Source organism: Bacillus cereus group sp. BfR-BA-01355 (genome assembly GCF_022663675.1).
In the GTDB taxonomy this organism is placed as follows: Bacteria; Bacillota; Bacilli; order Bacillales; family Bacillaceae_G; genus Bacillus_A; species Bacillus_A thuringiensis_S.
Map to the genome: position 1 here is coordinate 1 of NZ_JAKUFY010000074.1, position 26,761 is coordinate 26,761.

The window sequence follows — 26,761 nt, forward strand, 5'->3', positions numbered from 1 at the left end:
ATCTCCACTTCGATATAACTTTCCTTCCCCGAATGGATTGTCGATAAATTTTTCAGCTGTCAGTTCTGGTCTATTCAGATATCCTCTCGCCAGACCATCCCCCGCTATACACAATTCTCCAGGTACACCTATTCCACAGAGGCTTTCCTCATTGGTTATATACATTTGAATATTCGAAATGGGTTTTCCAATTGGAACAAGTACCTCATTGCCCTTGCATTCATAATAGGAATCATAAATGGTCGCTTCTGTCGGTCCATATAAATTAATTAACCTTGTTCCCCTTTCACTAATGAGGCTATAACATTCATTTGCGAGTTCTACATTTAAGGCTGAACCACATGCCATTATATATTTTAAGGATTCTATTTTTTGAACATATTCATCTCTTCCCTTTATACTTGTCATAAACATTGAAAGCATTGTTGGAACAAAATTTACCATTGATACTTGTTTTTCAGCTATGATATCCGCTATTAACATCGGGTCTCTTTCTGCATCAGGCTTTAGCATTACAACTCTTGCGCCTACCATACTCCACCAAAATATCTCACTTAGTGATACATCAAAAATATACGTAGTTTTCTGTAATATGACATCATCTTCATTCAATGGATACTTCTGTTGTAACCAAGTTAACAGATTTACAACTCCTATATTACTATTCATAACACCCTTTGGTTTTCCTGTTGTTCCTGATGTATAAATCAAATACAGTAAATCATTTGGTTGACTGATTTTCTCAGGATTTTTTGTTTCCCCTATGAATACACTATTATGAGTAAGGTCAATAACTGGTATTTCTGTCTCAACTTCTGCTTTATATGTTAGAATGGCCTTCGGCATACAATCCGTAAGCATATATTCAATTCTATCTTTCGGATAAGTCGGATCCATCGGTACATATGCTGCACCTGCTTTAATGATGCCGTAAATCCCGATAATCATTTCTATACTTCGTTCCGCCATAATCGCAACGTAATCACCAGGTTTAATTCCAAGGTTTCTTAGTTTATGAGCTAGAGCATTTGTTTTTTTGTTAAATTCCCTATATGTTATTTCATCATCTTCAAAAGTTACAGCAATCTGATTTGGCATCTTTTCCACCTGTTCTTCGAACAGTTCAGCTACTGTCTTATCTCTCGGATATACATGGTACGTATCATTAAATTCTCCTATGATAAGTGCCTTTTCTTCTTCTGTCATTTTCTCTATTTCTATAAGTTTTTTCTGCGGATTTAAAGACATATCTTGTAATACTATTTTTAGCCTTTCAAGAATACTTTGGGCTTCCTCTTTCTCATACTCATTCGGATTATACATAATATCATACGATAATTTTTCACCATCAAAATGTGCAGTAATATTCACTGCATAATTTGTTTGTTCTCTTGCCGATTCCATTTCTATCTGTAGTCCATTTTCACCACTTTGTAATCGTTCTTTATCGATATAATAATTTTCAAATATAAACAATGTTTTTATCAAATTAGAACCCAATTTTGTTTGGTTTTGAACTTCAGCTAACGAACAATAATCATAACTACTTCCCTCGATTCCCTGTTTTTGAAGTTCTCTTAACAATTCCACAACTGTCATATCTGCTTCTCGTTTTACTCGAACCGGTATTGTATTTATAAACAAACCGACAGTTTGTTCAATTCCCTTTATTTTCGCATCTCTTCCTGATACAACCTTTCCAAAGACTACATCATTGGTGCGATTGTAGGATTGTAAAACAATCCCCCAAGCTGCTTCCATCACCGTATTTATCGTAACATTATTAGCTAAAGCTATTTTATTCAGCCTCTGACTAAGCTCTTTTTCTAAACTGACTCTTATACGATCCATTTGTACATCGGTATATTTGGGTCTTTTTGTTGCCTTTATTTCTGCTGGTTCTTCATATTCTAATAAAAGCTCTTTCCAATATTTCAAACCTTCTTCTTTATCTTGATTCTCTTGCCATTTTATATACTCACTATATTCTGCAAGCATTTTCTTTTCTTCACCGACTATGCGTTCCATGTCAGACATACTTGTTCCATCTTCTAATTGCTTATAATATCTCAAAAAATCACCGAATACTGTTGATATACACCAACCGTCCATTATAATGTGGTGGAAGCTAAACAAAAATAGATGCTTATTTTCTGACAATGTAAATATGGTCAATCTTATTAAACTATCATTCTGTAAATCGAATCCTCTCTTCAGATCATACTCTTCAATTTCTTTAACAACATTTTCTTCTTTTGCACCGTATTTCTCCACATATATAAGTTCCAACACTCTATCTTCTAAAATAACCTGCCATGATTTCCCAGTTTTTTTAGGGATAACAAACGATGTTCTTAATGTTTCATGCTTTTTTGCCAATAAATTAAGAGCTTCTCTTATTTTTGTTAATTCAATCTTATTACTAACCCACATAGACATTTGCAAATGATAACTATTATCATCAGGGTTAACCAAACTGTGATATAACATTCCCTCTTGCATGGGTGTTAACGAATAAATTGATTTAATTTTATTTTTTTCCATTCATTTCAGCTCCTTCTGAATTCGATTCAAATTATTCGAATTAATACAAATCTATTTTTTCAGTAACTACAACTGATGTTCATATACATCTATATTTTCCAATAACCTTTTCTTTATTAAATGTATAGCGCTCTTCTCTCTACTTCGCCCATCATCAAAGCCTTATTAACCATTAGACTTCGACTTATCATCATGTAATATCTATAATCCTTTCCTAGTACATTCACTTTCCCTTATTAAAATTCATCCTGATTTTAATCCTGCCAAAAAGAAAATCTTACCTTGCATAAATGTTGGTTCCATAAAATTTAAACTCTATCCTCTATTTTATTCTTCTTACCTTTTAACAATCGACGTGTCACCTTTTTTATTATTCCGTATAAATATTTAACTTTCTTACTTTAAATAATCTAACTGATATCTCAAATAACAAACCCTATACAAATTAGTCAAGACATTATTGTCTTACTAAACTAAAGAATTACAAACTACATTTCTAATTCTTGAATTAATAATACTTACATAATTACCTACTTTCTTTTCATCTTTATCAAATAAAAAGAAATGATTTCCTTCAACAACTAAATATTCACAGCTATTTTCAATATACTTATTCCATCCCATCTCACAATTTTCGGTATCTTCCTCCTCAGAACCTCTTACAACAACAACAGGACAAGCCAGTTTTACATTGGAACAACTTGTGGGTTCATAATTTGCTAAGGCTGTAAGGTCACTTTTAATGATCGGCTTTAAAAACTCAATTAATTCATCGTTATATATCAATTCACTAGAAGTTCCATCTAATTCAATTAATTTATCCCTTATTTGTTCATTGGTAAAATTTTCATAATCTTGTTTCTCTTGTTTAAAATCCGGTTCATTAGCTCCGAAGAGAAAAATATATTTTGGTAATTTTTCGTTATTTTTATGTAAAAGTTGATAGAGTTCGTAACAAACTACTCCTCCCATGCTATACCCCAACAATGCATAATCCTCATCCAAATTCTCACTGATTTTTCTATATACATCCTCGGCGATGCCCTGAATTGTATTACACGGATTTCTCATCCATTCAGATTCATGCCCTGGATAATTTATAGGTAATAGTTTAATCTCCTCATCAAGATGATTCCTAACATTTGTATATACGTTAGCCCCACCAAAAGCGTACGGAAATGCAAATAACGTTATCATTAGTTTCCCTCCTAAATATTAATCATGCTATCACTTGCATTTATTCCACAAATTAATTCCATTAATTGCTTTTAAATTTCTTTTTTTATTCCTCAAAAACAATAACTCTCTTTGTTTATTCTTTGAACTTGCATACTGTCATTCCGAAAGCACTCCAACAAGGAATTCGTTCATATCACTCTTGCTAAAAAACTTATATACTTTAATATTCACAAGCATCTTATTTCACTTCCTTCTAAAACATAACAATTATCAAATAATTCCCAATACGTTTATTATATACTAAAATATAATGAAAGTGGAATATAATTGGTAAAATAAACATTTTTTCCAAAAATGAACATGATTTAGTTCTTAGAAATAATGAATTTAAAAATTCATTTTTATCAATTCCTCATGCCATAGTTTAAATTTAATTAATAATATTTAGGATTAAAAATACACCTTTCTCATTCACGATACCACAGCATAATACAAATAGTAATTGCAATGATTACTTTAAAACAATTAAACGTCGAAACAAAATTTCAAACAATAAATAAGGTTATTTTATTTTACAAAAAAACATTACTCTAAAGGCACTTTTTCATTCTAATGGTTTTATAGAGTTTCATTTCAACCACCTCCGACTTCTTTATAGCAGAACTATCTTAATGAAATTCTTTCTATTTTCCATTCCCTATTCAAATGAATTCATCTATCAAAATATTTTTTCAATAGAAAGACTCTAAAACCCTCACTTGTTTTGTGAAAATTCTTTAAATTATATTATTTATCATATTAATATAAAACACAAAAAGGATATCTCTTTTTAAATTAAAGAGATATCCTTTTCATTATATTCTGATTAAGACTTACTAATCTTTACCTCTATGGATTTGTAGACCACAAACCCGCTGATTTAATAAAAGTACGCTTATTTAATTTCAGTTGTGCTACGATAAATTCTGCAATGTCCTCCGCTTGCATTACTTTATCAGGGTTTCCATCAGTTAATCCTAAATCAACAGCCATGTCAGTTGCTACTGTACTTGGAGTTAGAGCTGTTACACGAATGTTATGTTTACGAACTTCCATCGCTAACGATTCTGTTAAGCCAAGAACACCAAATTTTGAAGCGCTATATGCACTTGTTACAGGTGCACCTTTTTGTCCTGCTGTAGATGAAATGTTAATGATATCACCAGATTGTTGTTCAATCATACTTGGTAAAGCTGCACGAGTTGCATAGTATACACCCATTAAGTTTACTTGAATGATTTTTCCCCAATCAGCAACGTCTAGTTCTAAAAACTTACCGAATTTAGAAATACCAGCGTTATTAATTAAAATATCGATAGATCCTAAACCATTTTTTAACGTTTCAATTGCAGTTGTTACCTCTTCATATGAAGATACATCAGCAGCTGCAATAACAGCTTTTACGTCTTCTGCTTCTACTTCTTTCGCTACAGCTTTTAAGTTTTCTTCTGAACGAGCTAATAGGCCTACATTTACGCCTTCTTTCGCTAGTGCGATTGCTACAGCACGACCAATCCCTCTACCTGCTCCTGTAATTAAAGCATTTTTACCTTGTAATAATTCTGCCAAGTATAACACTCCTTAATCATCTCTGTTGTTTATTATATTAAAATTGTACCTATATTTATGTAAAAAGACAATGATGCACTTTCATGTGCGTAGGTTACCTATAAGTAACCGCTAAAAATCCATAAGAAAAAACCTCACGTATACATCACTACTAGAGAAAAATAAAAATTCTTCCGAAGAGAGTGTATGAATAAGAAAAAAATAGTTCTTATCACTTATTGTAATTAGATTATATACACAATAGTATCTGGATATATCTTTATAATAACAACCCTCTAAATTATAAAGATATAGAAAAAGGTACAGCAGGTACCTTTAAAACACAAAAAATTATAAATAAGAAACTACACAAATTATATTTTTATAATATAATTAGATTTTAAATACCATTTATTACACAAGAGTAGTTTTTAAAGATGAATTATATTTCACATACTTGGATAAATAGGAGGGGAATTATACAATACAAAGAAATCCCCAGAAGAAATAGTTAGTAATTCAAATTATTAACTATTCGGCCAGTTATCATTTTCAATAAAATAAATAAGCAGCGCAAAAGCATTTGTGGACTTTAAGAAAGACAAGGGGTTCGATTACATATATCGTATAGATAGCAAAGTAAACGTGTCTTTAAAGAAAAATATCACTTGCCAGAACCTCCTATATCCACCAAGCTAAGGGTGAGTTAAACATACTCCGATTTTCAAATGAATACAAAAAAATGCATACTAGAGAAACTTTTTGTGGATTTAACAATGTATGAGTAACAGTAAGAGCACATACTGAAAAGCTTACACAATTGCATAATATAACCACAGATATCGATCGTAATCATCCTAATATGCTACTTACAATTCTTTTAAAAAGTGCGACTTAAGTGCACTCGTGGAGCGAATGTAACTATAACATCGGCGTAGGAGATAATCTCTTGACAAATTTTAGTTGTATCATTTTAGATTTTTATAAGGTTATTACCGAAAATAATATAGAGCTAAGACTAACGATATAAATTTATGCTGTAACTCATGTAAAGGAACCTCCAACTGGACTAGAGTGGTATAAAATAGCCCCATAATATTACTGATATTGTTTAGATAGAAGGAAATACGATAACAAATATCAGAATTTCTATCGGTTAAATTAGTATAATTGACTCCGAAAGTTTATTACTGCTACTATTACAGCAGAGGTAAATTCTTATCGGAAGATTAAGACAATAATTAACTTTAAGTATAAATAGTATAAACCGTTTTCGTATTCAAATGAAAAATAAGTACTGAAAAAAAACATAAAGCAGATACGTTGAAAGTCTACTTTATAGAATATAACTCCGATTTTCAAACTAATTGCAAAGCCTTTTGACAACTATCTTCATGATTAAGATATCCTGTTCCAACTTCGCAGATTCGGAGTAAAACCACTTCTGGAAAACCTTATAATAATGCTTCTTATTTTCATTGCAATTAAGATTAAGTAAATCTAAGATTTATAATTCTCCAATAAAAATAAGAAACATTACTTGTAGTAAACATATTGTTTACTTTATAATTTAATAAGAATTGGGTACTTTCTATAAGGGAGGTTGAATTATGATCGGAGAGATAATTAAAAAGCTAAGAAAAGAAAAGAAAATAACTCAAGAACAATTAGGTGATGCAATTGGTGTTTCTAAAATGGCTATATCTTATTTTGAAAAAGAAAAAAAAGCCCCTGGTCGTGAAACATTACAAAAAATAGCTGACTTTTTTAATACTACAACTGATTATCTTTTAGGTAGATCAGATGACCCTGAATTAACTGCATTTGAGTCTAAAATTGTAACTGAAGAAGGAAATAATATTATAAAACTAATAGAAAGTCTTCCGAAAGAAGAGCGGCAAAAAGCATGGGAACAATTAGAAATGTATGTTAACTATGCAAAATCAAAAAATAGCTAAACACAAAGCTCCTTGATGAGGCAGCTTTGTGTTTAGCTATTTTGAGTCCATCATACTTTTACTATAACAAAAATCATCTTCTTGAGGTTGTCTAACTTTTCTCAAAATTCCCATTACAAAAGGAGGACAAATTATAGAACACCTTTCTTTTTAATAATTACTCATTTGTAAGCTATCCAACAATCGAAATGAATTCAATATTCAGATAACAATTCTCAGTTACACTACAAACTACAACATCAGCCTTTCATCTCTCACCTAAAATTAGTTTTTCACATTTAAGATGCAGGGTTTTTTTGTAAAAAAACGATAAACTACAGCTTCCATTTTAAAATAAATCTGAAGTATCTATTATTCTTTATATATAGTCTGACATCTACGTTAGATTCCCTCCTTTTTTTTTGGAAAATAACATCAATTCCATTTCTTAAATAGTAACAGCAGTATCTCCAATAATTGCTTTACTATGCTCTCACATATACTTTCGCTCTTACCTGAATATCTTTTGGATTAATAGCGATTAAGTTTTCTGAATTTCCACTTATATCAACATCAGCTGTATTAATTCGCTTATTCAGAAATCCCCATACCATATTAATCCATCTGTACGTTTTTCTTTTACCCTACGCCTCTCTTGAGGCTCAAACTGTTGACCAGCATTTGATTTTGCAGATATAAATAAATATTCTTATAAAAAAAATATCTAACTAAATTTTTTATAAGAATATTTTAAATTAACATAATTCATCCACAAAACTCATTATTCTTTATATTCAACTATAAAGATTTACTCCGTTTTTAAGTAAGGTGAAAGTATCATTTTTCAACAGAACATCACCTAATATTAGTAGTTACAATAGTTTTATATAAAAACTCTAACAAGTCTTCTATTATAAGTTTAAATAAGAATCATCTTTGAAAATGTACCCTTTCCTCTGTTCCTTCAAACATTAGAAAAACAAGATTATCCATCAAAAACTTGAGAAAGACAAATCAAATAATATCTTTATTAATAAAAACTAGTATTTAATCATTACATATTCACTTGGAATCCATTCATCATTTCCTACCATAAACCAATCATCACGGTATGCCAATACTAGCCATTTTGTACCTGGTCCAAGTGTTTGCATGTAATTGTTTTCGCTACGAATCGCTCCCTTATACGTATTTACACCACCGACAGGTGTCACTACAGCTACATAAGGAGTGAAATTCACATAATCTGTTTGAATATAGGTGTTTAACCCGATACCATAAAAACCATTTACTTCTCCATATACACGATATTTTACAGTGTCAGAAATTGTACCTTTATATGTTTCATCAGATCGTCGTGGCTCAGAGTAGATATTGACCCCTGCCCCCTCACCATACTTATTCCAACACACGCCAATTGAACCATCTATTGGGTTATTAGCATTTGTCCATGTTGAGTCTTCCGAATTCCCCTCCTTTCCAATAAACCATTCAAGAGATTTATTTCCAACTATATAGTTCAAATCTACATTACCAGAATTACCTGTTATACCTGCAACCCTACCTTGTTCAGTATATTGCCAAATATCACAACTGTAAGCTGGTTTATTACCACCATAACGAGGAATCCATAGAAAGTCTGCATTTACACTATTTAATCCATAACTCGGATACATATGATGTGATACATATAATCCAACTTTCCAACCTGCTGAACGGCAAGTATCAATGAAAGCCTGGGTCGCTTTTGCCAAGTTAGTTGCCCCACAATTGGTAAGTGTGTCATCTTCTACATCCAATACAAGAAACTTTGCATCCTTATCAGCACGTGCCATAAAATCATTAGCTTCCACAATAGCATCCTGAACGCCTGTATAACAGCCATAAGCATAATGACCAAATGGTACATCATATGTTTTACACCCCTTTACATATTCCTTGTACTTTGGATCAATTTTATTCGATCCATATTGCACACGAATAATGGCAAGCTCCAATTCTTTACTCGCTTCTGCCCAATTAATAGTTCCATTATAATAAGATATATCTGCTATTTTCTTCATTCTTACATACTCCTTTATCAGTTAGTAAAAGGAATCTCACTCCTTTTCTTGTTTTAATTTTATCGTTGATTCCATTTTTTTAAACCCATTAAAAACTGTTCCTATTTATCTGTATTTTCTCCAATGCTAGGTACTCAACCCCCAGAACATACATATCACCAGTTTATGCCTCGTAAAAGCTAAGTTTCAATTTAGTGCATCCGAATTCATTTTATAGGTCTAGACACATGAAATCCTTTGAAAAATTGATATATATTTGCCTATAGGAAGAAAACAAATTAGGGAATTTTCACTAAATGAAATATTATAGTTTAATGCAACTCGATATCTCTTATATTTTTTTATCTCTTCACTCCTTATCCATTTTCAAATTATCCCCAATGCTATAGCAATCAATTTAATCGCCTTTTTCTTCTTTTGATAAAAATAAGTATTACATAACATTAATTCATTCTGTACATATGAATCTTTCAAATTTTTATTTGTTAAAAATTTCATCATGATAATACTTCTTTCATCAGAATCTAAAATTTCATTTAAAATATTTTCAATCCTTTTCACCTTCAATTTACATATTTCCTTTGAATCACGTAACTTCGGAAATAAATTGATATTATCCTGTTCTAATTCATATTCTAATCTCATTTTTAATGCTTGATATTCTTTTAATATATGCACTACTTCTTTCTGCACTTTTTTCTCATTTACTACCGGTAACAAAGTCTGATTTTCCAACTTACCTCCACCTATTCACAATATATAATGAGCTTTAAATTTTGATTTATCTTAAATAAATATGTATATCTAATAACAGTAAATTTATATTAACACATAAAAATAAGTATAAATATCATGAGTAATCCTCTATCTAGCAGTACATATTCATCATACCTCGTTTTTTGATCGCACTGCCTTCTTCAATAAATGTTAGTAGGAAATAATTAAACTTGTTCGCATTAATACAAAAACGTACTGTTTTTTCTAAAATGAGAAGGACAATACGTAGCCATACACCAACTCAATGAATAGTTTTTTGCACAACTTCAAATAATAATATACCGATAAAACCATTATAATTTTTCGCTATAATTAGTTAAACAATTTCGATACACTATATATCGGTATCCCTAGAATATAACATGCGCTTACACCTTATAATTAATACTTATCCACTTAATGACCTTTCTTCATTCAGAAAATAATTATCCCAAGTGGGTAATTATCTATTCATAAGATTAATTATTTATTAATTCTTGGTTATCTAATTCTCTGGACTTACTATAATTATTACTATCATATTTAATATTAAGCTCTCACTATTGGCGCCGTTACTAGTTCCTATACTGGTACACTTTCTATACATCATCCTCGTATCTTTTAATTAAGTCATTTCACTTTTATTAAAGATAAGATTGATATTCTATACCTTCAATGATTTTTTCTTTGATAATTTGAATAAAGGATTTCTAATATTTTAAAATAAACACACACATTTTAACAAACTAATTACTGAAGCACCCCTTTCATTCTTGAACCGAGACATGAAAATAACTTAATGTAGAACAACGCTACCATTTTTCAGCACCAATCATGCCCCGATTCCAAAATAAAGAGCCACTCAAACGAGCGACTCCCATCCTTTATTCTTACCTTACATCAAAATGTTCTTCTTTTAACCATGTACTTTGTCCAATATCCAAATATCCATCTTGTCGTGCATAAACTCTATATGGTACAGATCCATCTACATTACCTGTATAATTCCCGTTAGGACCATCATATGTATTAATACCATAACCTGCTGAATATTTTGAATAAGCACTGAACCATTGTACATCGAAGTGTCCCAAAGAAGCCCATGCCTCGTTTCCAAGACATAACATAGGCTGTTCATACCAAGCTGCACTTAAAATAAGATACGGTGTTTTGTCATTAATTACATTACCTGTAAAATAACCACCCTGTGCTTGACTATATAAATTAACTCCCCAACCAATTGGATATTTAGATGTCGCAATTCCAATACCTATTGGTTGTACTGGTTTATTTTCACCACCAGTTCCTTTTCCCAAGTAGTCTAAAGGGTTGACTGCATTACTCTTACTAATATTCCAGCGCCCTTCATGCAATTCAAAATGTAAGTGTTGGCCACTAGATTGTCCCGTATTCCCCATAACTCCAATTGTTTGTCCTTGTGTAACATAATCGCCTTCTTTAACCGTTCGAGAACCACTACGCATATGAGCGTATACAGTTTCCCATGTAACTCCATCAATAGTATGCACAATCATAATACATTCACCATAACTGGACGAAAGATAAGAACGACTAACTTGTCCACTAGCCGCTGCGTAAATCGGATGATATCCCGATTCAGCCAGATCCACCCCATGGTGATCTGGTCTGCTTCCTCTAAAACCACTTGTTACTCTCGTTGTATCTGTTGGATAAATAAATTTTGTCATATTAATCTTCCTTTCTATTTTCACACAATATAAAAAAAAACGTAAATGAGCACCTTCACCCATTGTTTGTATTTATTATTTTTTTATAAACTATAGTTTTTGAAATCTTAAGATAAGGCAAACGAAAATTTCTTCATCGTTACCTTACATCAAAATGTTCTTCTTTTAACCATGTACTTTGTCCAATATCCAAATATCCATCTTGTCGTGCATAAACTCTATATGGTACAGATCCATCTACATTACCTGTATAATTCCCGTTAGGACCATCATATGTATTAATACCATAACCTGCTGAATATTTTGAATAAGCACTGAACCATTGTACATCGAAGTGTTCCAAAGAAGCCCATGCCTCGTTTCCAAGACATAACATAGGCTGTTCATACCAAGCTGCACTTAAAATAAGATACGGTGTTTTGTCATTAATTACATTACCTGTAAAATAACCACCCTGTGCTTGACTATATAAATTAACTCCCCAACCAATTGGATATTTAGATGTCGCAATTCCAATACCTATTGGTTGTACTGGTTTATTTTCACCACCAGTTCCTTCATCAAAGTTCAAATATTGTTTAACAATTTCAGAGTAGAAGAAATTCCCTCCATTTTTATATCTATAGCCACCATTGTAAGCAACAGCAATAGGCTGACTATACTTAACCATAGCACCAGTCGTATTTCCAAGTGATGGCGCAACAACCGTTTTGGAATACAGATCTGCCACCGGTAATGAATGTTGTTTATTGTTAGAAGCCAACCAACGAAGATAAGCTCGTCCAAAATTATATGATTGAACAATGGCACTTAAATCTGTAATACCATTTTTCTTTGCATCATCAAAAGCTCCTTTTAAATGCTTCACTCCATAGTAAATTGAATCTTTAGGATTTTTAATTGTATTCATTGCCCATCCTTGTGACTCACTGGACTGCATAATATCAGGTGTTGTTTCAGAATTCCCTCCACTTTCCACCATAATAACTCCAAGCACGTAAGGAACTAACTCTGCCACACCTTGTGCAGAACATTCACTTTCTACCATTGATTGCCAACGTAACACTTGTTGTGGCAGATTCTTTATTTTAACCGAAGCAGCTAATATACTCATTACTAAACATCTCCTTATTTCCCTATTATTTTCGCCCGAAAAACTCTTACTTTACTAAGTACATCCAGCACCTAAATGCCATTATTTTTTTGAAATCATTTCATGTCGCTCACCTTCTTTCACAACAAAAAGAGCAACCATAAAAATAGTTACCCTTTCGTCGATATCTTATATTACTACTATAAATCACTTTTTCAATACTTTCTGTACACCACATGTAACCTACAAAAAGGTAACATTAAAGCCCATCTAAAAACTTGACAATCTTTCTTATTTCAGCATGTTTTCGGCGGATATAGCCTGTACTATAATGTAATTCAAACGCTATTTGTTCTAAAGTTATTCCATCAATATATTTCATTTTAAGTATTTGATGATCCAATCCTGTAAACTTATTAATCAAAAGATTTAAATCATACTCTTCATTCATCTTATAAGCTAATTCATATTCAATTGTTTCAATTCGTCCTTCTACCTTAGCCCCTTCGGATTGAGCGGTTAGCCGTACATTTTGCAAATCACCACTGATCCAACGTTTTAATTCAGCTTTTGTTTTGTCTAATTTGTATTCTAAATAAGCAATTTCTTCTTCTAATTTCTGATAATCTCTCAGCCAGTCAAACAAATGATTCACCTACCTTTTTCTAAAACACACCTTGAACTTTGTTGTTTTTTTATAGCCCCTTGATACATCCCAATCCAATAAGTTAACTTCGATTAAAAGTGCTACATTTGTATCCCCCTGCTGTTTTATTTCATTAAGAATTAACGTATGTTTCTGGATACCGCAATAATTTCATGCGATGGGTTCTTCTAATTATTTCTGATATATACTGCATCCCATATACCTTCACTACTCAAAAATGACCTCTCCTATTAAAAACACTTTAAGAATCTTGAGTATTCTTAAATAAACTCTAAAACGATTGCAATTAACCATAAAGCACTTTTCTTTTATAAATTTTATCCCTGTTCATTAATAATTTGTCGTAAATAAAACCATCTTTACTTGTCTTATCACCCAGTTGCTTTATAACAATGATTTTATGTTGAACTTCACCCACCCCTTTCCACAGCGCTCTTTTAATTTAGTCAAATTTCATACAGTTACTATTCGCCATCTTATTAATTTTAGAGAATAAAACACTCTCTTCTTTTTTGTTCAACAATATTCTAAAAATATTTTTCAGAACATTCTTTTAAAATATCAATCCTTTTCTTTCGAAATTTTTCCACCCCTTAACAATTATTGGTATTAAAAATAATTATTTCAAATAGAATTCCCTCTTGTATTGGATAGGAAAAAGATTTAAAGAATAAAAAATCCATACATTAATAATTCTTTATATACAAAACTTTAAAATTCTTCAAATACCAATAACAAACTAAAAAAGAGCAATACTCAATTGGCATTGTTCTTTAATCATTTTTTGATTTTTATATAGGATGAGCTTACTGTAATACAAAACCCTATATTTTTACTATGATGAAGGCCATTTTTTTCATACTCGAAGCATTTATAATAAAACCTACTCCAGCATTTACAACACCACCATCTTTATCTTCCTCCCAAAAAATAATTTATAGAATTGTAGGTTATCTACCTTAGACATAATTTCCTTTCGTAAAGTGGATAAACCCACAATTTTTTGTATCGCCTCTAATATAATATGGTTCATATCTTATCCATTGATTGTCACTACAGTGTAACCATCTCCCCTCCCTCAATAATATAGAACAAGACTATAACTTGTTTACTTGAAGAACTACTGAATAAATTATCCAAAATCTTTTTTAATCAACTATTAATTCCTTGTGTATGAATTTATTAATAGTAAGTGTATTTAATTCTAATTATTCCGTATGATTAAGTCCCTTATTAGAATGAGCGTATACCCACTTTACATCAGAACGGCATTAAGGCTCAAAAACACTATAACTTTTTAAATAAGCTAAAGAATCTTGATATATTGTATCTCCAACCTCTTCATGTGGCCACAGACCTTTCTTTACTAATAAATTTTGATTGCGTAGAATTATTGCGAGTAACTTTACATATTTACCTTAGGAAGATTTGAAGTTATCACAAACGCAATTTACATAAACTCCCACACATACAAATTGGCCGATAGAACTTGGACCTGTACTATATATCATATAAATTGTTTCAATTCAATCTACTGCATAATCAAAAAAACTAAGCATTATGTACGAGTTTCATATTTTTAACTATTCTATTAGTAGCTGTTGTTTCTAGTATTGCTGTACTGTGTGTCCCCTCTTCATACACCCACACCATTTCGATAATAAATTTCAGATAAGCTCTCTCTAATACAAAGGCTTTCAGTACGAGCACCTGCCATCAAACTTAATAAAGAAATAAATGCAATAAACATACCAATAAATAGATCTTATGTTTCTCTCGTAAATTACTTATTCTCTTTTGCGCCTAACATTTGTTTAATTTCAGATACATCTTTAGACAGCGTACCAAAAGCTTCCGCTTGTTTTGTAATGACGACTTGATTTTCTGTGATTGTTTGCTGATATTTATCCTCCCTTTCCTTGTTTTCCTGACGTGTTGACTCTAATAATTCTTTACCTTCTTTTCTGGTTGAAAATAATAACCAAACAAATAAGGCACCAAATCCACCTTGTGATAGCATAACATTTAAGATTTGGTCTTCCATTTTATTCGCCCCTTTCTTCAATAAAAAAATAGAAGCTCATATATGCTTCTATTTCTTAAACTTCCATTTGTTTATAAATTTTAAAACATATAAAACACATAATTCTTTTGCCAGCCTAGTAGCAAAGTCCTAAAGTTAAATACATTCCAATTTACCCTAATAAATTAACAATAACTCCATTTTTGAAATTCCAACAGCATTCGAAATAAAATTGATTTTTGAGCCTCTGCCATTTACTCCTACTTACTAATATTATATCAATAATTAATCAAGTGCATTGTAACATGAATGTAGCATAAGTGTGTCATCTATTTATTTTCAGCTTTATTCTTCCAAAATATACATTTTTAACATTTCAAACTTCCAAGTAAATTAAACTTTATTTCTCGAAATACTCGGCACTTAACACCTTCACAAATTATTTGAAGTAGTGCATTCCTGAGTACATAAATCTAACAATTTTAAATAAAAAATTATTTAATGATAATATTTCCTAACCTAAGAAGAATTCACTTTCAAACAGATTTACAAATTTTTAAAAAATTGTAATTTAATCTCATTTTCAAAGAACATCTATCAAACGTATATTATAAGCATATCTATATACAATCCACCCATTTCCTACTACTTTTATATCCCAAAAAAATTTTTAATAGCTTCTATGATCACTTGATATATAAGGTTACAGGAAGAAAAAATGTAAAAAACGAACATTTCAGTTCTCTTGTAAAATAAAAACAGTAAAAAAGAACATCTAAATAGTAGATATCTAAGGATGAAATAAATCAAAATAACAATTAAGAAATAAAATATTACTTTTGTACTAGAACTAAAAAAGTCTCACTTCAAAATCCATTTTAATTTAAGCGATTAGTGGTTCTGCTATCCATCAAAGTATACATATTATTAACTTAATTTTCTCGCTACATCAATTCTTTTTACAATTTACTTAAAACTTAATTATCCTTATTCATATACATTTCCCTATTTTTGAAGGAAAAGTCTTCTATTAGAAATTAATAAGAAAGTAAATGATATGCCTAGTATCTTAGAAAAAACAAATGATATTTAAGAAAAACTAGATGGATATCTTATAGAAACAAGAGGTAGTTTCTAAAGGGAACACTAACAATACTAACTTTAACAAAAATAAATTAACAACAATTATTTACCATAAACCTACTCAGTAATATTAAAAACTCACAAAATCATCCATTTTGGAAGTATATCTTTTTATTAATATTCCACGTAATTTTAAATTACTTAATTCCTTGCCAAAATAGAATTTTCATTATAAGAAAATATACCATTTTTTAGAATAATATATTGTTTATACTGTTTTTTGTCTTAATCTCTTTTTCTGTGTCAACACTGATAAAAAAGGAAAAGGGGCAGTTTCTTATAATGGGTGTATTCAAAAATTATTAGGATCAACACATCTCGTTTTCTGGAGAAGAGTTAGTTTTGCAAGACCATTTTCCTTTATACGATTGAGGCTACAATTCGTTTTAATTTTATTGAAGAAAAGCTACGCCCGTATTACCGTGAAAATAACAGTCGCCCTACTATTTATCCTATTATTTTATTTACAATGATGTTTATTGGATATTTTTATGATATTCGCTCGGAACGTTCGCTAGAAAAAAAATTAAAACCAATATCGCCTACCTTTGATTTTTAGGGCTTTCTCTATCAGATATGATTCCTGATCATTCTACAATCAGTTGAAATCACCGCACTCTTTTCATCCATACAAATATTTCAAAAAAAGTCTTTAATGGGATTGTAAATCAAGCTACGGAGCAACGTATAGTGGAAGGGCGTGCATTGATGGCGGATTCTAAATATATAAAAAAATAGATTTGCACATAAATAAAAAAGAAAATCAAACGACTGTCCATCGTATGAATGATGCGAAGTACAATATTATTACAGATACCTATTATAACGGCTAGAAATATGGCAGATTCCGAGACGTATTTAGCCCGCCCACAAGCAATTTGGATTTAAAGTTGAAACTATAGAAATTGATGCAGAATATTTTTCAGGTTACATCTGTAATAAATTGTAAGAATAGCGTATATTTATGGTGATAGATTATCGTCGATTTGAAAAATAATATCAAGAAGTTCCGAACAGTAAATTTAAATATGAAAAAGAAACAACTGTGTTCTCTTGTCCAATGGGGTATATTTTATAATATCCGGCAACAACTACCGTCAATACAAATCGATGACAAAAGACTGCGTTGTCCGTCCACTACGTAAGGATTACTTTTCATAGAAATAAAAAGTTATCACTAATCACATAAATATCGCTAAACAAAACAAGCTTACAACTATAGGGAAAAGACTATATAAATTACTCTGTTCGACTTTAAAGCGAAGTTTTTCGAACGCAAAAGAACTCACAGTAATATCGAAATGCTCGATTTTGTGAATTTAAGTATGTCCAAATGAAAGCATATCTCACAGTATCCTGTCAAAACATGAAAAAATAACCCTTTATCTCACCAAAAAGAGACAAGCGAAGAGCTATTCTCCTAGTTTCTATTAATTTTATTGTTTTCATTCAATAAAATTAAAAATATTGTTCTCTTAACCATTAGGAAAAATGTTCTTATCAATTAAAGACCAACCTTATTTCTAAGTGTCCCTCGTATCATGGACACTTAAAAAATTCAATAATTTGAGGTTATTGTTTTTTTACACCATTTTCTTCATTAATAATAAAACAATACTCAAAATAAAGCATGGAGAAGAAGCAAAATTATTTTCAATGAAATTCAAATAAAACGATTAGAGAAAAATGAAACTATGGCAAAAGTATCAAAACGTTCTATTACTTATCATGCTGACTTCAGAGTAAAAATTGTGAAAGAAAATTAGAATGGGAAGGAGCCAAATCAACTCTTTTTAGAGAATAGACTTTACCTAGAGATTACAGCGAAAGAAAACGGAAGCACGTATTGCTTTTTTTAAAATAGAACTTGAATCATTAAAAAAGTTAGATAAATTTGATAGGCAAGTGCTAAAAAAAAATACTAACACCTCGTGAGAAATATATATTCATTGAACAAGCAATTCATAACTTCAAATCCCCATGAATGTTACGTTATTTTAATGAATTAGTTGGTGTGAGTTGAAGTGGTTATTACACTTGGCACAACAAAGCAGACATGTACACTAAAAGATTGAAGGAGTTTTCAACCAAAAGAAGAAAAAATGTGGTGCGAGATTTATCAAAATGACTTTAGAAATACAAAGGGAATTAAAATGAAACTAAAGCGTATCTTTCTGATTATATGGAAGTACACTCTAGTGGTAAAGACTCGTCGTACGAATCCATACATATAAATAGCTAAACAGCTTTTTCCAATCGACTCCAACGCCAATTCCATCAAGAAGAGCTGGAAAGAAGTATGTTAACTGATGTTACATATTTACTTTATGAAAAAGGGAAGAAAGCTTATTTATCTTGCATAAAAGATAGTACCACACGAGAAATTTCAGCTTATCGCGTCTCTCTCATTACAAATTAAAAGATAGATTAGGAGGTACAATTCATTCACTAACATGGGAGCGTCTCAATTTTCTATTTGAACATACAAAAAAAGTAGGCTTACGCCTACCGGTATTCATTTCACACCTTCGCATTTTTGAGGAGGGAGATTTATTAATTATCTCTAACAACACGTAAGGATACTTATTATTAATGAAGCATATTTTTTGCATCATATCGTTTCATTTTACTACTCACTCTTCTAATATGACTATGGCTATAATTTAGCAATACAGCAATTTGTTTCAAATTCATTCCTTTTACATCTCGATAATACATAATGCGTTTTTCTAAGTCTTTCATATTTCCCATTACGTCTTTAACCTGATTCATTACCTTTTGTTTCTCCTGTACCATCTCAGTTAATACATTGATTTTACCAGCAATCTTATTATGCCTATTATGAATTTCTGATAAGTCAAATGGCATTTGTCCACCTTGTACACGTTCTTTTGTATAGTCTACCACACTAATGAATTTTGGAGTGTTCATGGACATATTTTTCATCAAAAACTTATGTTCTATTTCTAAATCTCGAATTTGAATTTTCAACACCTCTATTTCCTGTTCCAAATCCCTTAGAAAAAGTTGTTCCATTATTAATCCTCCTATTAGTCTTTTTTCTTTTTAGTCAATAAACATTATTTTTACCAATTATATATACTCTAATGGTTTGATTAGAAAATAAAATAACTTTTTAATTCACTTCATTTCGGAGATTGTTCCATTTAACCATTTCAACTATTCCGACGAATATCCCAACTACTTTTCATTAGGTCCCATAGTTGATATTAAAATTTCATTCTAAATTAAGTACAAAATCAACTCAACTTTTCTTCACATTGATTCTCATAAATTTAACCTTATATAAATGAAGTTCTTTACTATATTCCTCTTAATTTTATACCATTTATTTCGTACTACTTCCAAGACTTAAAAAACACTTATAAATTAAACATACCAATATTTCGATTTCTCATATATTCCTTTAAATATTGATTCATTCTATATCTAAATCTTAATTCAAAATAGTAATTTAGACAGATAACCTTATCTTCAAAAGTTAACACCTTCCGCTCAAAAACAAGATATTCAATCAATAACCAAACGCTTACCATTCCATCTTTTTTTGACTCTTTATAAAGCTCTAGTATTGTCATAGTACTAAATTCCTTTTTCAAGGTATATATTTGTTTTTTTAACGAACTGAAATGGTAGTGTTCCCACAAATCCATTTCGATTTTTTGCAATAATTAATTCAACATCATGAATTTCTTCTTGCTGCTCTCTATTAAAATATGCTGGGCGATGAGGAAAAATAATAAGATCAGCAATCTCCTCAATACTTCCTGATTCACGAATATCAGCCATTGTAGGTATTTTATCTTGTTTCCCCTCTATACTACGATTTAATTGTGCTACAAGCATGATTGGTACACCATGTTCTTTTTGTATTTCTTTTAGCTGTTTCATGATATATGTAAATTTAAGATGATTATTTTGAAACAAATCATCTACATCAATATGTCCTAAATGATCTATTGCAAAAAAATGTTTTCGATCTGGATTTTCTTTTACTATTTGACGAATCACTGTTCGAATTTGATCAATATTCTTTTCTGGACGAACATTAATGGAAAGTTCTGCTAATTTACCACATGCTTCGTGATATTTCTCCCAATATTTTTGTTTTCCTCGAAAAAATTTATTTGGATTATTCATTGTCGCAACAGGAATTTTTCCTTCTGCAGCAATCCATCTATCTATAATTTTATTTTCATCCATCTCACAAGAGAAAAATGTTCCCATATATTCATGATTTTGATGTGCTCCGCGTCGCATACTTTCCAATACAAATGCTGTTTTTCCTACAGAGGGACGAGCTGCTACTACTATTAGATCTGATGGTTGCCAGCCATCTAAGCCTTTATCAAGAATAGTGAAACCTGTTGGGGTACCACTTATCCCATTTAAAGGCATCTCACTATGCATTAGAATACGTTTTTCTAGTTTTTCTTTAAAAGAAAGCTGCGATTTCATTGTAGTACTTGGAATATTATTAATTTTAGATAACACTTTATTTAGTTGTTGATAGCTGTGTGTGAACTTTGATTTTTCTTTAAACTCTTCAAATGTATGAAGAACCTCATTCACCGCAACAAATTCAATCATCTTATCTTCTCTGTATTTAAAATTATAAGTTAAAATTCCTAATTCATATACATTACTTAATGTACTAACTCCACCAAACGTAGCCATCTTATCTTCGCCAATTTGAGCAAGTGAAACCATATCAACTGGTTTGTCGTTACTTTGAAGTTCTTTCATTATTTTAAATAAATTTCTATTATATATATTTAAATAATGTTTTGATCTTAACCTCGTTTCATATATTAAGCTATTATCATGAATCATCATCCCGAGACTATAGCATTCATTTTCATAATGCACCTGATACTTATCCACTTAATTCACCTCAATCTAATAAATTATCTATAGAAAAATCACTTATTCGAATTACTTTTGTAAATTCTTGCTGTTTTTTCCGTTCCGCATATTCAAGATAACATTCATTGTTAAAAAAAGTAGTGGCATGTTTAACATATCTTATCTCTATACTATTTCCTTTAATATATTCAGCATATCTTTGTGTTCCTAAGCATATCGTTTCAATAGAATGTTTTGTAGTAGCTATTTTAAATGATTTATACGCTAGTTTTTTATCAATTTTTTTAGGATATAGTTCCCACACTCGTTCGAATGAGTGTACATAATTCGTATCTTCCTTTTGAATTTTTTCTTTTAATTCCGGTTTATTACAACTAGTTTCGTTTATGTTTCCCTCAGTGACTATTTTTAGTTTTTCTAGAATACTTTCCCGCCCTCTTTCTAACCCTTCTCCCTGCTTTTGCGAGGTATTTGGTGTTGGTAAAAGATGATATAGATTAGAAAGATTATCCCCTCTTTCATCTCTTCTTAATGTCTTAGAAATATATCCTCTCTCTACTAAAATCTTGATACACTCAATAACCTTTTTTTTCCCACATCCAACCTTTTTAGCTATTGTATTAAGTGATGGAAAAGCTGATTTTGTTTTTTGATTTGCATGTCTAACGATTACAGCATACGTTTTAAACGCGTAAACATCCAACTCACCGTTATCTATAACTTTATTATCTATCATAAAAAAACCGTCTCGTTTATCTAGAAATTTCATAAATCCTCCTTATTTAACACCATTAAACATAAGAGACATATTCATCTATCCTTTTTAACCAATAAGAGATTTATGAGTCCAATGTACACATATACCCATTTCAATATATTGTTTAATACATTCCGTTTCACAATGAAGATACTCTCCATCAAAGTCATAATAATCCTCACCAAAGTAAATTTCATCCTGGCAACCTTCACAATATACTAGATAATTATTCTCTCCGGAATTCACACATTGATTGTCTATCATCGAATTGTTGATAAATGCAAATTTATTCCCCTACGTTAAAATAACTAGAAACTTATTAATACATTAGATACATAATATTTTACAATTACGGAATCCCTATATATTTTATTCCTCTGTTTCAAACAACAAATTAACTTCCGTATTTTACTATAAACATAAATACCATAACTGTTTACACGCCACTGTAGCTTTGGCTAACCGTTTTATGTATTCCTCTCTATCTTTTACTGTTAAAGCTACTACTTGCTGGTTTACTGTATAATTTAGAAAACAACTGATTAACCTCTTTCTTATGATGTGGTAAGATTCCATTTCTAAATAACATATTTAATTCCGCTTGTTTTTTTACATATAGTTGAAAGACATCCTTTTTTATTTCCTTTTATTTTTGCTGTTGCATTCTTTATACTCAACAGTTTATCGGCCACTTTTATTGCATTTTCTAGTTGTTTTGTAATCACCAAGTATTGAGGAGCTATTATTCCTTTCATTTCGTTCTTTTTTGTAGTTATTCATTTTAAGTTTTAAATTCATCCTATATGCTTTGTTATACATTGATTTAAATATTCTTCCTACTTTTTACCTTTCCCAAAACTCAAGAATCGAGCCATATTATTTAAACGTTGCTGTAGACAGCTTTCTGTACTCAGAATATCAAGACTATTAATACGGTATTCTAGAGTTATTATTTGTGTCTCTAATTGCTGGATTCTACGTGAAATCACTATCATTATTTTCCAATTCTAATTTTTCCCTTTTAAATGTTTAAACTTTTTTATAAACGTAATCTTCACCTTGAATACCTCTGCATGTATATCATCCATCGTTATATATGTAAATGCCCTTTTTATAGTTGGATACTTAAAGTGACCTATTCCTTTAATTTCAAAACTTGACGTGATAAAGTTAGCTTACGAAAAATTACTTTCCACAGCTCTATTTAATTTTCGAATATGGCTTACAACGAATTTCATCTAATGATTTTTTATAACATGTAAGCAATAGTCACGACATCAATAACAATATTATTTACTTCTATAAATACCAAATTAACTGCACCTTCTATTCTTTTTGTAATAACCATATCCACCCTCTTAAATAAATCATAGGTTTACAAAAACGTTAAAAAGTATTTAGAACTCTCTTCAAGTATGTTCATAACTTTCACTGCTAGATTCTATTTTTAGGTTTCTTTTATTATTCTCCCCGTACCAATCATATTTTTGTTATCTCAACTGTATTAGTAGTCTCTTCACAAGTCTATCCTTTTTCAATTCTTATACGGTTTAAGTTTTGCAAGATTATTCCTCCCTCCATTATCTATACTCTATATTATAAATAAACCAAAGGTTTACTTCAATCTTTTTACATAAAAAGTTTTGCCCATGAAATACGTATTCCCCCTCATATTTTTATATGTTAAAAACCACTACTGTTTTTTGATATATATTCTTTCGACAGACACACTGTTAGAATATCTACGACATTAATTTGTTTTCCCTCTTTTAACCATAGCTTTACTACTTCTTTAGCTAATTCTTGTTTATTCATCTCAAGTCCCCCATGTTCACCATAGAATATTGTGATCTACTTCACATCATTTCCAGCTTTTTATACCTAAAAAACGAATCTATCTAAAGCGTAGTAATGAAATCTTCTTATTCAAAACAATACAATTTAATATTTCTACAGCCCATAATATGCTTTGCAATACCAGCCAATACCACCTGGATTATTAATTTAAGATAAATGAATGACAACCTTCCACCTTAAATGCTCTTGACTTTTTCTATTAGTAAAAAAATAAACAATCCTAGTAGAATTAATGAGATTTCTGGGATTTAATTCTCTATATCCATTAATAATCATGATATTAAATTAAATAAATTTTATTTCCACTAATTATTATCGAAATTTTAATTTTATAGGAGAGATAATTTCTATTTATCACATTTTCATCAATAGTATTAAGAATTATTATAGATGCTACACTAACTTTAACTCTCTTATATAAAAACAATAGATGATTTCAAAATTTGTTAGTTTTACCTATTTGATTCAATCTAGCTTTTTAGCTCTCATTAACAACTTCTATATGAATATTTTACCATAAAACAGAACTTTTGTTCTAGTTCAAATTGTAAATATAACATAAATTTATCATTTTTTAGAAAATTACAGTATACAATTAATAATAAAAATTAATAAAACTAATTATCGTATCCCCACTAGTAAGTTCCTCAAAAAAGTTCTGTCCTTTACTGTCCAAATTAAAGAATATATGATAAAACTCAAAAAAACTGGAAAGTTCATGAGGAATCCGCGAGTTCAATAGCTACTGAAAATTAATACCCGTAAAAACAAAAACTATATATTTACAGGTGTTAAATAAAGAAAAATACATGTATATAACTTAAAAAAACCTCTAAGGTGATATTATCCCCTTTAGGTAGACAGTGTGAAAAAGACCATGTATACACATGGATGTTACACTATTACTTGGAGGGGATTTTTCATGGCCAAAAAGGGTACAACATTTAATACATACTCAAATGAGATAAAGTTATCAGCTGTTCAAAGTTATTTAAATGATGAAGGAAGCTACGATATGATAGCGGAGAAATATCAAATTAGAAGCTCTACACAACTTAAAAATTGGGTGAAAAAATATAAAGAATGTGGTGAAATTACAGATACTCGTGGGGAAAATAATAAAATGAAAGGTATACCGAACCCTTTAAAAGGTAAACGGATTCATTTTAAAACTGTTGAAGAAGAGCGTGATTACTATAAGGCTCAGGTTGAATATTTAAAAAAGCAGTATCCAAATCTGTAAATGGGGGCGTACTAAAATATAAAGAACGATATCATATCATTGAATTACTAAAGAGAAAATATCCCGTTATATGGCTTACTAATTTTGCGGGTGTACATCGCTCAAGTTACTATAAGTGGGTTCATACAAAAAGTATGAACAACATACGACTAGAATCCGATAAACGATTAAAAAAGGTAATTCAATCTATTCACCTAAAGCACAAAGAATATGGTTATCCACATATGAAAATTGCTTTAGAAGAAGAGGGTTATTTTATAAATCACAAAAAGGTATATCGATTAATGAGTGAGCTTAACATTCAGTCTATTATTCGGAAGAAGCGTCGCTTCTTTAAAGGGAATTATTCTAATACTTTTCCAAATGTTTTAAATCGTGAATTCAAAGATCGCCAACAAAATGAAGCGCTTGTTACAGACATTACCTACCTACGATTTCAAGAGGGCTTCCGCTATCTTTCTGTTGTACAAGATATTTATAATAACGAAGTTGTTTCTTGGAAAATATCCAAGCGTAATGATAATGAACTTGTATTAGATACAATTGAACTGTTGGCACAAAAAAGAGATGTGCGTGGAACCATTCTCCATTCAGATCAGGGGTTCCAGTACACATCTCATGCCTACAACAAACGACTTTTAGATTTAGGTATCATTGGCAGCCACTCTCGCAAAGGAAACTGCCATGATAATGCCTGTATCGAGTCATTTTTCTCCCATTTTAAATCGGAGATGTTGTATTTGAATCATTTTAAAACAGAAGCGGATTTAATACAAGCAATTGAAGAATATATTTACTTTTATAACTATAAACGTTTCCAAAAACGACTCAACCATCGAGCCCCGATAGAATATCGAATCTCGATGGCTGCTTAGTCTTTTTAATACTGTCTACTTGACAGGGATAAGACCAAAGGTTTAGAGATTTTTTGTATTAAGAGCATATACTTATGGAAGTTCTATCAAGAAATAACCATACGTACTGGAATACCTTGTTAATCTTCTCCCAATATGGTATTTATTCTCTAATTGTTTAAAAAATAGAATTTTTTTCATTTTGGTGCACTTTTATTTATTAACTTGATGAAGATAAAAAACTCCCTTAATTGAAGTGAACCCCGAAAACGGGACACCAATCAAAACACCTAAACCACTTGTTCCCTAAATTCTTTAGGGGATAGGTGGTTTAATTTTTCTTGAATTCGTACACAATTGTAGTAATGAATGTATTCTAGCACAATCTTTCGCACAGTTGTGTTGGATACTTTTGTTATCTTTTGTGAATAGAAAGCTTCACTTTTTAAATGACCAAAGAAG

18 protein-coding genes and 2 pseudogenes are annotated in these 26,761 nt (G+C 30.5%); 5 read left to right on the plus strand and 15 right to left on the minus strand.

Going from position 1 to position 26,761, the window contains the following annotated elements; genetic code table 11:
- The 3 genes from MR167_RS21305 to MR167_RS21315 all read right to left on the minus strand — a co-directional run.
- Nucleotides 1-2,544, minus strand: a 2,544-nt coding sequence (locus tag MR167_RS21305) for a non-ribosomal peptide synthetase (RefSeq protein ID WP_242315413.1), incomplete at its 3' end; no start/stop codon positions are given.
- A 468-nt stretch (nt 2,545-3,012) separates the two neighbouring features.
- Nucleotides 3,013-3,741 carry a thioesterase II family protein gene (locus tag MR167_RS21310; protein ID WP_242315414.1) on the minus strand — a complete coding sequence of 243 codons (729 nt, stop codon included), beginning with the start codon at nt 3,739-3,741 and terminating at the stop codon, nt 3,013-3,015.
- 870 nt (nt 3,742-4,611) lie between these two features.
- Nucleotides 4,612-5,331 (minus strand): 3-ketoacyl-ACP reductase, encoded by a 720-nt coding sequence (locus tag MR167_RS21315; RefSeq protein WP_242315415.1) that lies wholly within the window; start codon nt 5,329-5,331, stop codon nt 4,612-4,614.
- Between the two features lie 1,589 nt (nt 5,332-6,920).
- Between MR167_RS21315 and MR167_RS21320 the strand changes: the two genes are divergently transcribed.
- Nucleotides 6,921-7,268, plus strand: a complete 348-nt coding sequence (locus tag MR167_RS21320; protein ID WP_242315416.1) for a helix-turn-helix domain-containing protein — start codon at nt 6,921-6,923, stop codon at nt 7,266-7,268.
- Nucleotides 7,269-7,732: 464 nt separating this feature from the next.
- Here the strand turns inward: MR167_RS21320 and MR167_RS32980 are convergent, their stop codons facing one another.
- The 7 genes from MR167_RS32980 to MR167_RS21350 all read right to left on the minus strand — a co-directional run bounded on the left by MR167_RS32980 (nt 7,733) and on the right by MR167_RS21350 (nt 15,579).
- The gene (locus MR167_RS32980) at nt 7,733-7,861 is read right to left on the minus strand and encodes a hypothetical protein (RefSeq protein WP_255787154.1); all 129 of its coding nucleotides are present in this window, start codon (nt 7,859-7,861) and stop codon (nt 7,733-7,735) included.
- 426 nt (nt 7,862-8,287) lie between these two features.
- Complete coding sequence (locus MR167_RS21325) at nt 8,288-9,310, minus strand: GH25 family lysozyme (protein ID WP_242315418.1); 1,023 nt, start codon at nt 9,308-9,310, stop codon at nt 8,288-8,290.
- Nucleotides 9,311-9,676: 366 nt separating this feature from the next.
- Nucleotides 9,677-10,045: an ArpU family phage packaging/lysis transcriptional regulator gene (locus MR167_RS21330; protein ID WP_242315420.1), complete on the minus strand. Its 369-nt coding sequence runs from the start codon at nt 10,043-10,045 to the stop codon at nt 9,677-9,679.
- 911 nt (nt 10,046-10,956) lie between these two features.
- On the minus strand, nt 10,957-11,775 hold the full coding sequence (locus tag MR167_RS21335; RefSeq protein ID WP_242315422.1) for a M23 family metallopeptidase: 819 nt from the start codon (nt 11,773-11,775) through the stop codon (nt 10,957-10,959).
- A 139-nt stretch (nt 11,776-11,914) separates the two neighbouring features.
- Nucleotides 11,915-12,889: a lysozyme family protein gene (locus MR167_RS21340; RefSeq protein ID WP_242315423.1), complete on the minus strand. Its 975-nt coding sequence runs from the start codon at nt 12,887-12,889 to the stop codon at nt 11,915-11,917.
- Between the two features lie 238 nt (nt 12,890-13,127).
- A complete protein-coding gene (locus MR167_RS21345; protein ID WP_242315425.1) occupies nt 13,128-13,514 on the minus strand; it encodes a hypothetical protein in 387 nt (128 codons plus the stop codon).
- Nucleotides 13,515-15,318: 1,804 nt separating this feature from the next.
- Nucleotides 15,319-15,579: a BhlA/UviB family holin-like peptide gene (locus MR167_RS21350; protein ID WP_242315427.1), complete on the minus strand. Its 261-nt coding sequence runs from the start codon at nt 15,577-15,579 to the stop codon at nt 15,319-15,321.
- 1,437 nt (nt 15,580-17,016) lie between these two features.
- On the opposite strand from MR167_RS21350, the pseudogene MR167_RS21355 reads away from it, so the two are divergent.
- Together MR167_RS21355 and MR167_RS33715 are read left to right on the plus strand one after the other, a co-directional pair.
- Nucleotides 17,017-17,859 (plus strand): annotated as a pseudogene (locus tag MR167_RS21355) (transposase); the annotation flags it as partial.
- Between the two features lie 1,096 nt (nt 17,860-18,955).
- Nucleotides 18,956-19,105, plus strand: a pseudogene (locus MR167_RS33715) (IS3-like element ISBsp3 family transposase); the annotation flags it as partial.
- A gap of 185 nt (nt 19,106-19,290) precedes the next feature.
- Here the strand turns inward: MR167_RS33715 and MR167_RS21360 are convergent.
- The 4 genes from MR167_RS21360 to MR167_RS32995 form a co-directional block, all read right to left on the minus strand.
- Nucleotides 19,291-19,737 carry a hypothetical protein gene (locus tag MR167_RS21360; protein WP_242315429.1) on the minus strand — a complete coding sequence of 149 codons (447 nt, stop codon included), beginning with the start codon at nt 19,735-19,737 and terminating at the stop codon, nt 19,291-19,293.
- 567 nt (nt 19,738-20,304) lie between these two features.
- Nucleotides 20,305-21,606 carry a replicative DNA helicase gene (locus MR167_RS33400; protein ID WP_242315431.1) on the minus strand — a complete coding sequence of 434 codons (1,302 nt, stop codon included), beginning with the start codon at nt 21,604-21,606 and terminating at the stop codon, nt 20,305-20,307.
- Nucleotides 21,607-21,616: 10 nt separating this feature from the next.
- Nucleotides 21,617-22,357 (minus strand): helix-turn-helix domain-containing protein, encoded by a 741-nt coding sequence (locus MR167_RS21370; RefSeq protein ID WP_242315433.1) that lies wholly within the window; start codon nt 22,355-22,357, stop codon nt 21,617-21,619.
- 1,671 nt (nt 22,358-24,028) lie between these two features.
- Nucleotides 24,029-24,160 carry a hypothetical protein gene (locus tag MR167_RS32995; protein ID WP_255787155.1) on the minus strand — a complete coding sequence of 44 codons (132 nt, stop codon included), beginning with the start codon at nt 24,158-24,160 and terminating at the stop codon, nt 24,029-24,031.
- Nucleotides 24,161-25,124: 964 nt separating this feature from the next.
- Here MR167_RS32995 and MR167_RS21380 point away from each other — a divergent pair.
- Together MR167_RS21380 and MR167_RS21385 are read left to right on the plus strand one after the other, a co-directional pair.
- A complete protein-coding gene (locus MR167_RS21380; RefSeq protein WP_242315437.1) occupies nt 25,125-25,445 on the plus strand; it encodes a transposase in 321 nt (106 codons plus the stop codon).
- 38 nt (nt 25,446-25,483) lie between these two features.
- A complete protein-coding gene (locus MR167_RS21385; protein WP_242315438.1) occupies nt 25,484-26,320 on the plus strand; it encodes an IS3 family transposase in 837 nt (278 codons plus the stop codon).
- Between the two features lie 269 nt (nt 26,321-26,589).
- Here MR167_RS21385 and MR167_RS21390 read toward each other — a convergent pair.
- Nucleotides 26,590-26,761 (minus strand): IS3 family transposase (locus MR167_RS21390; protein WP_154231616.1); only part of this gene is annotated, 172 nt, incomplete at its 5' end.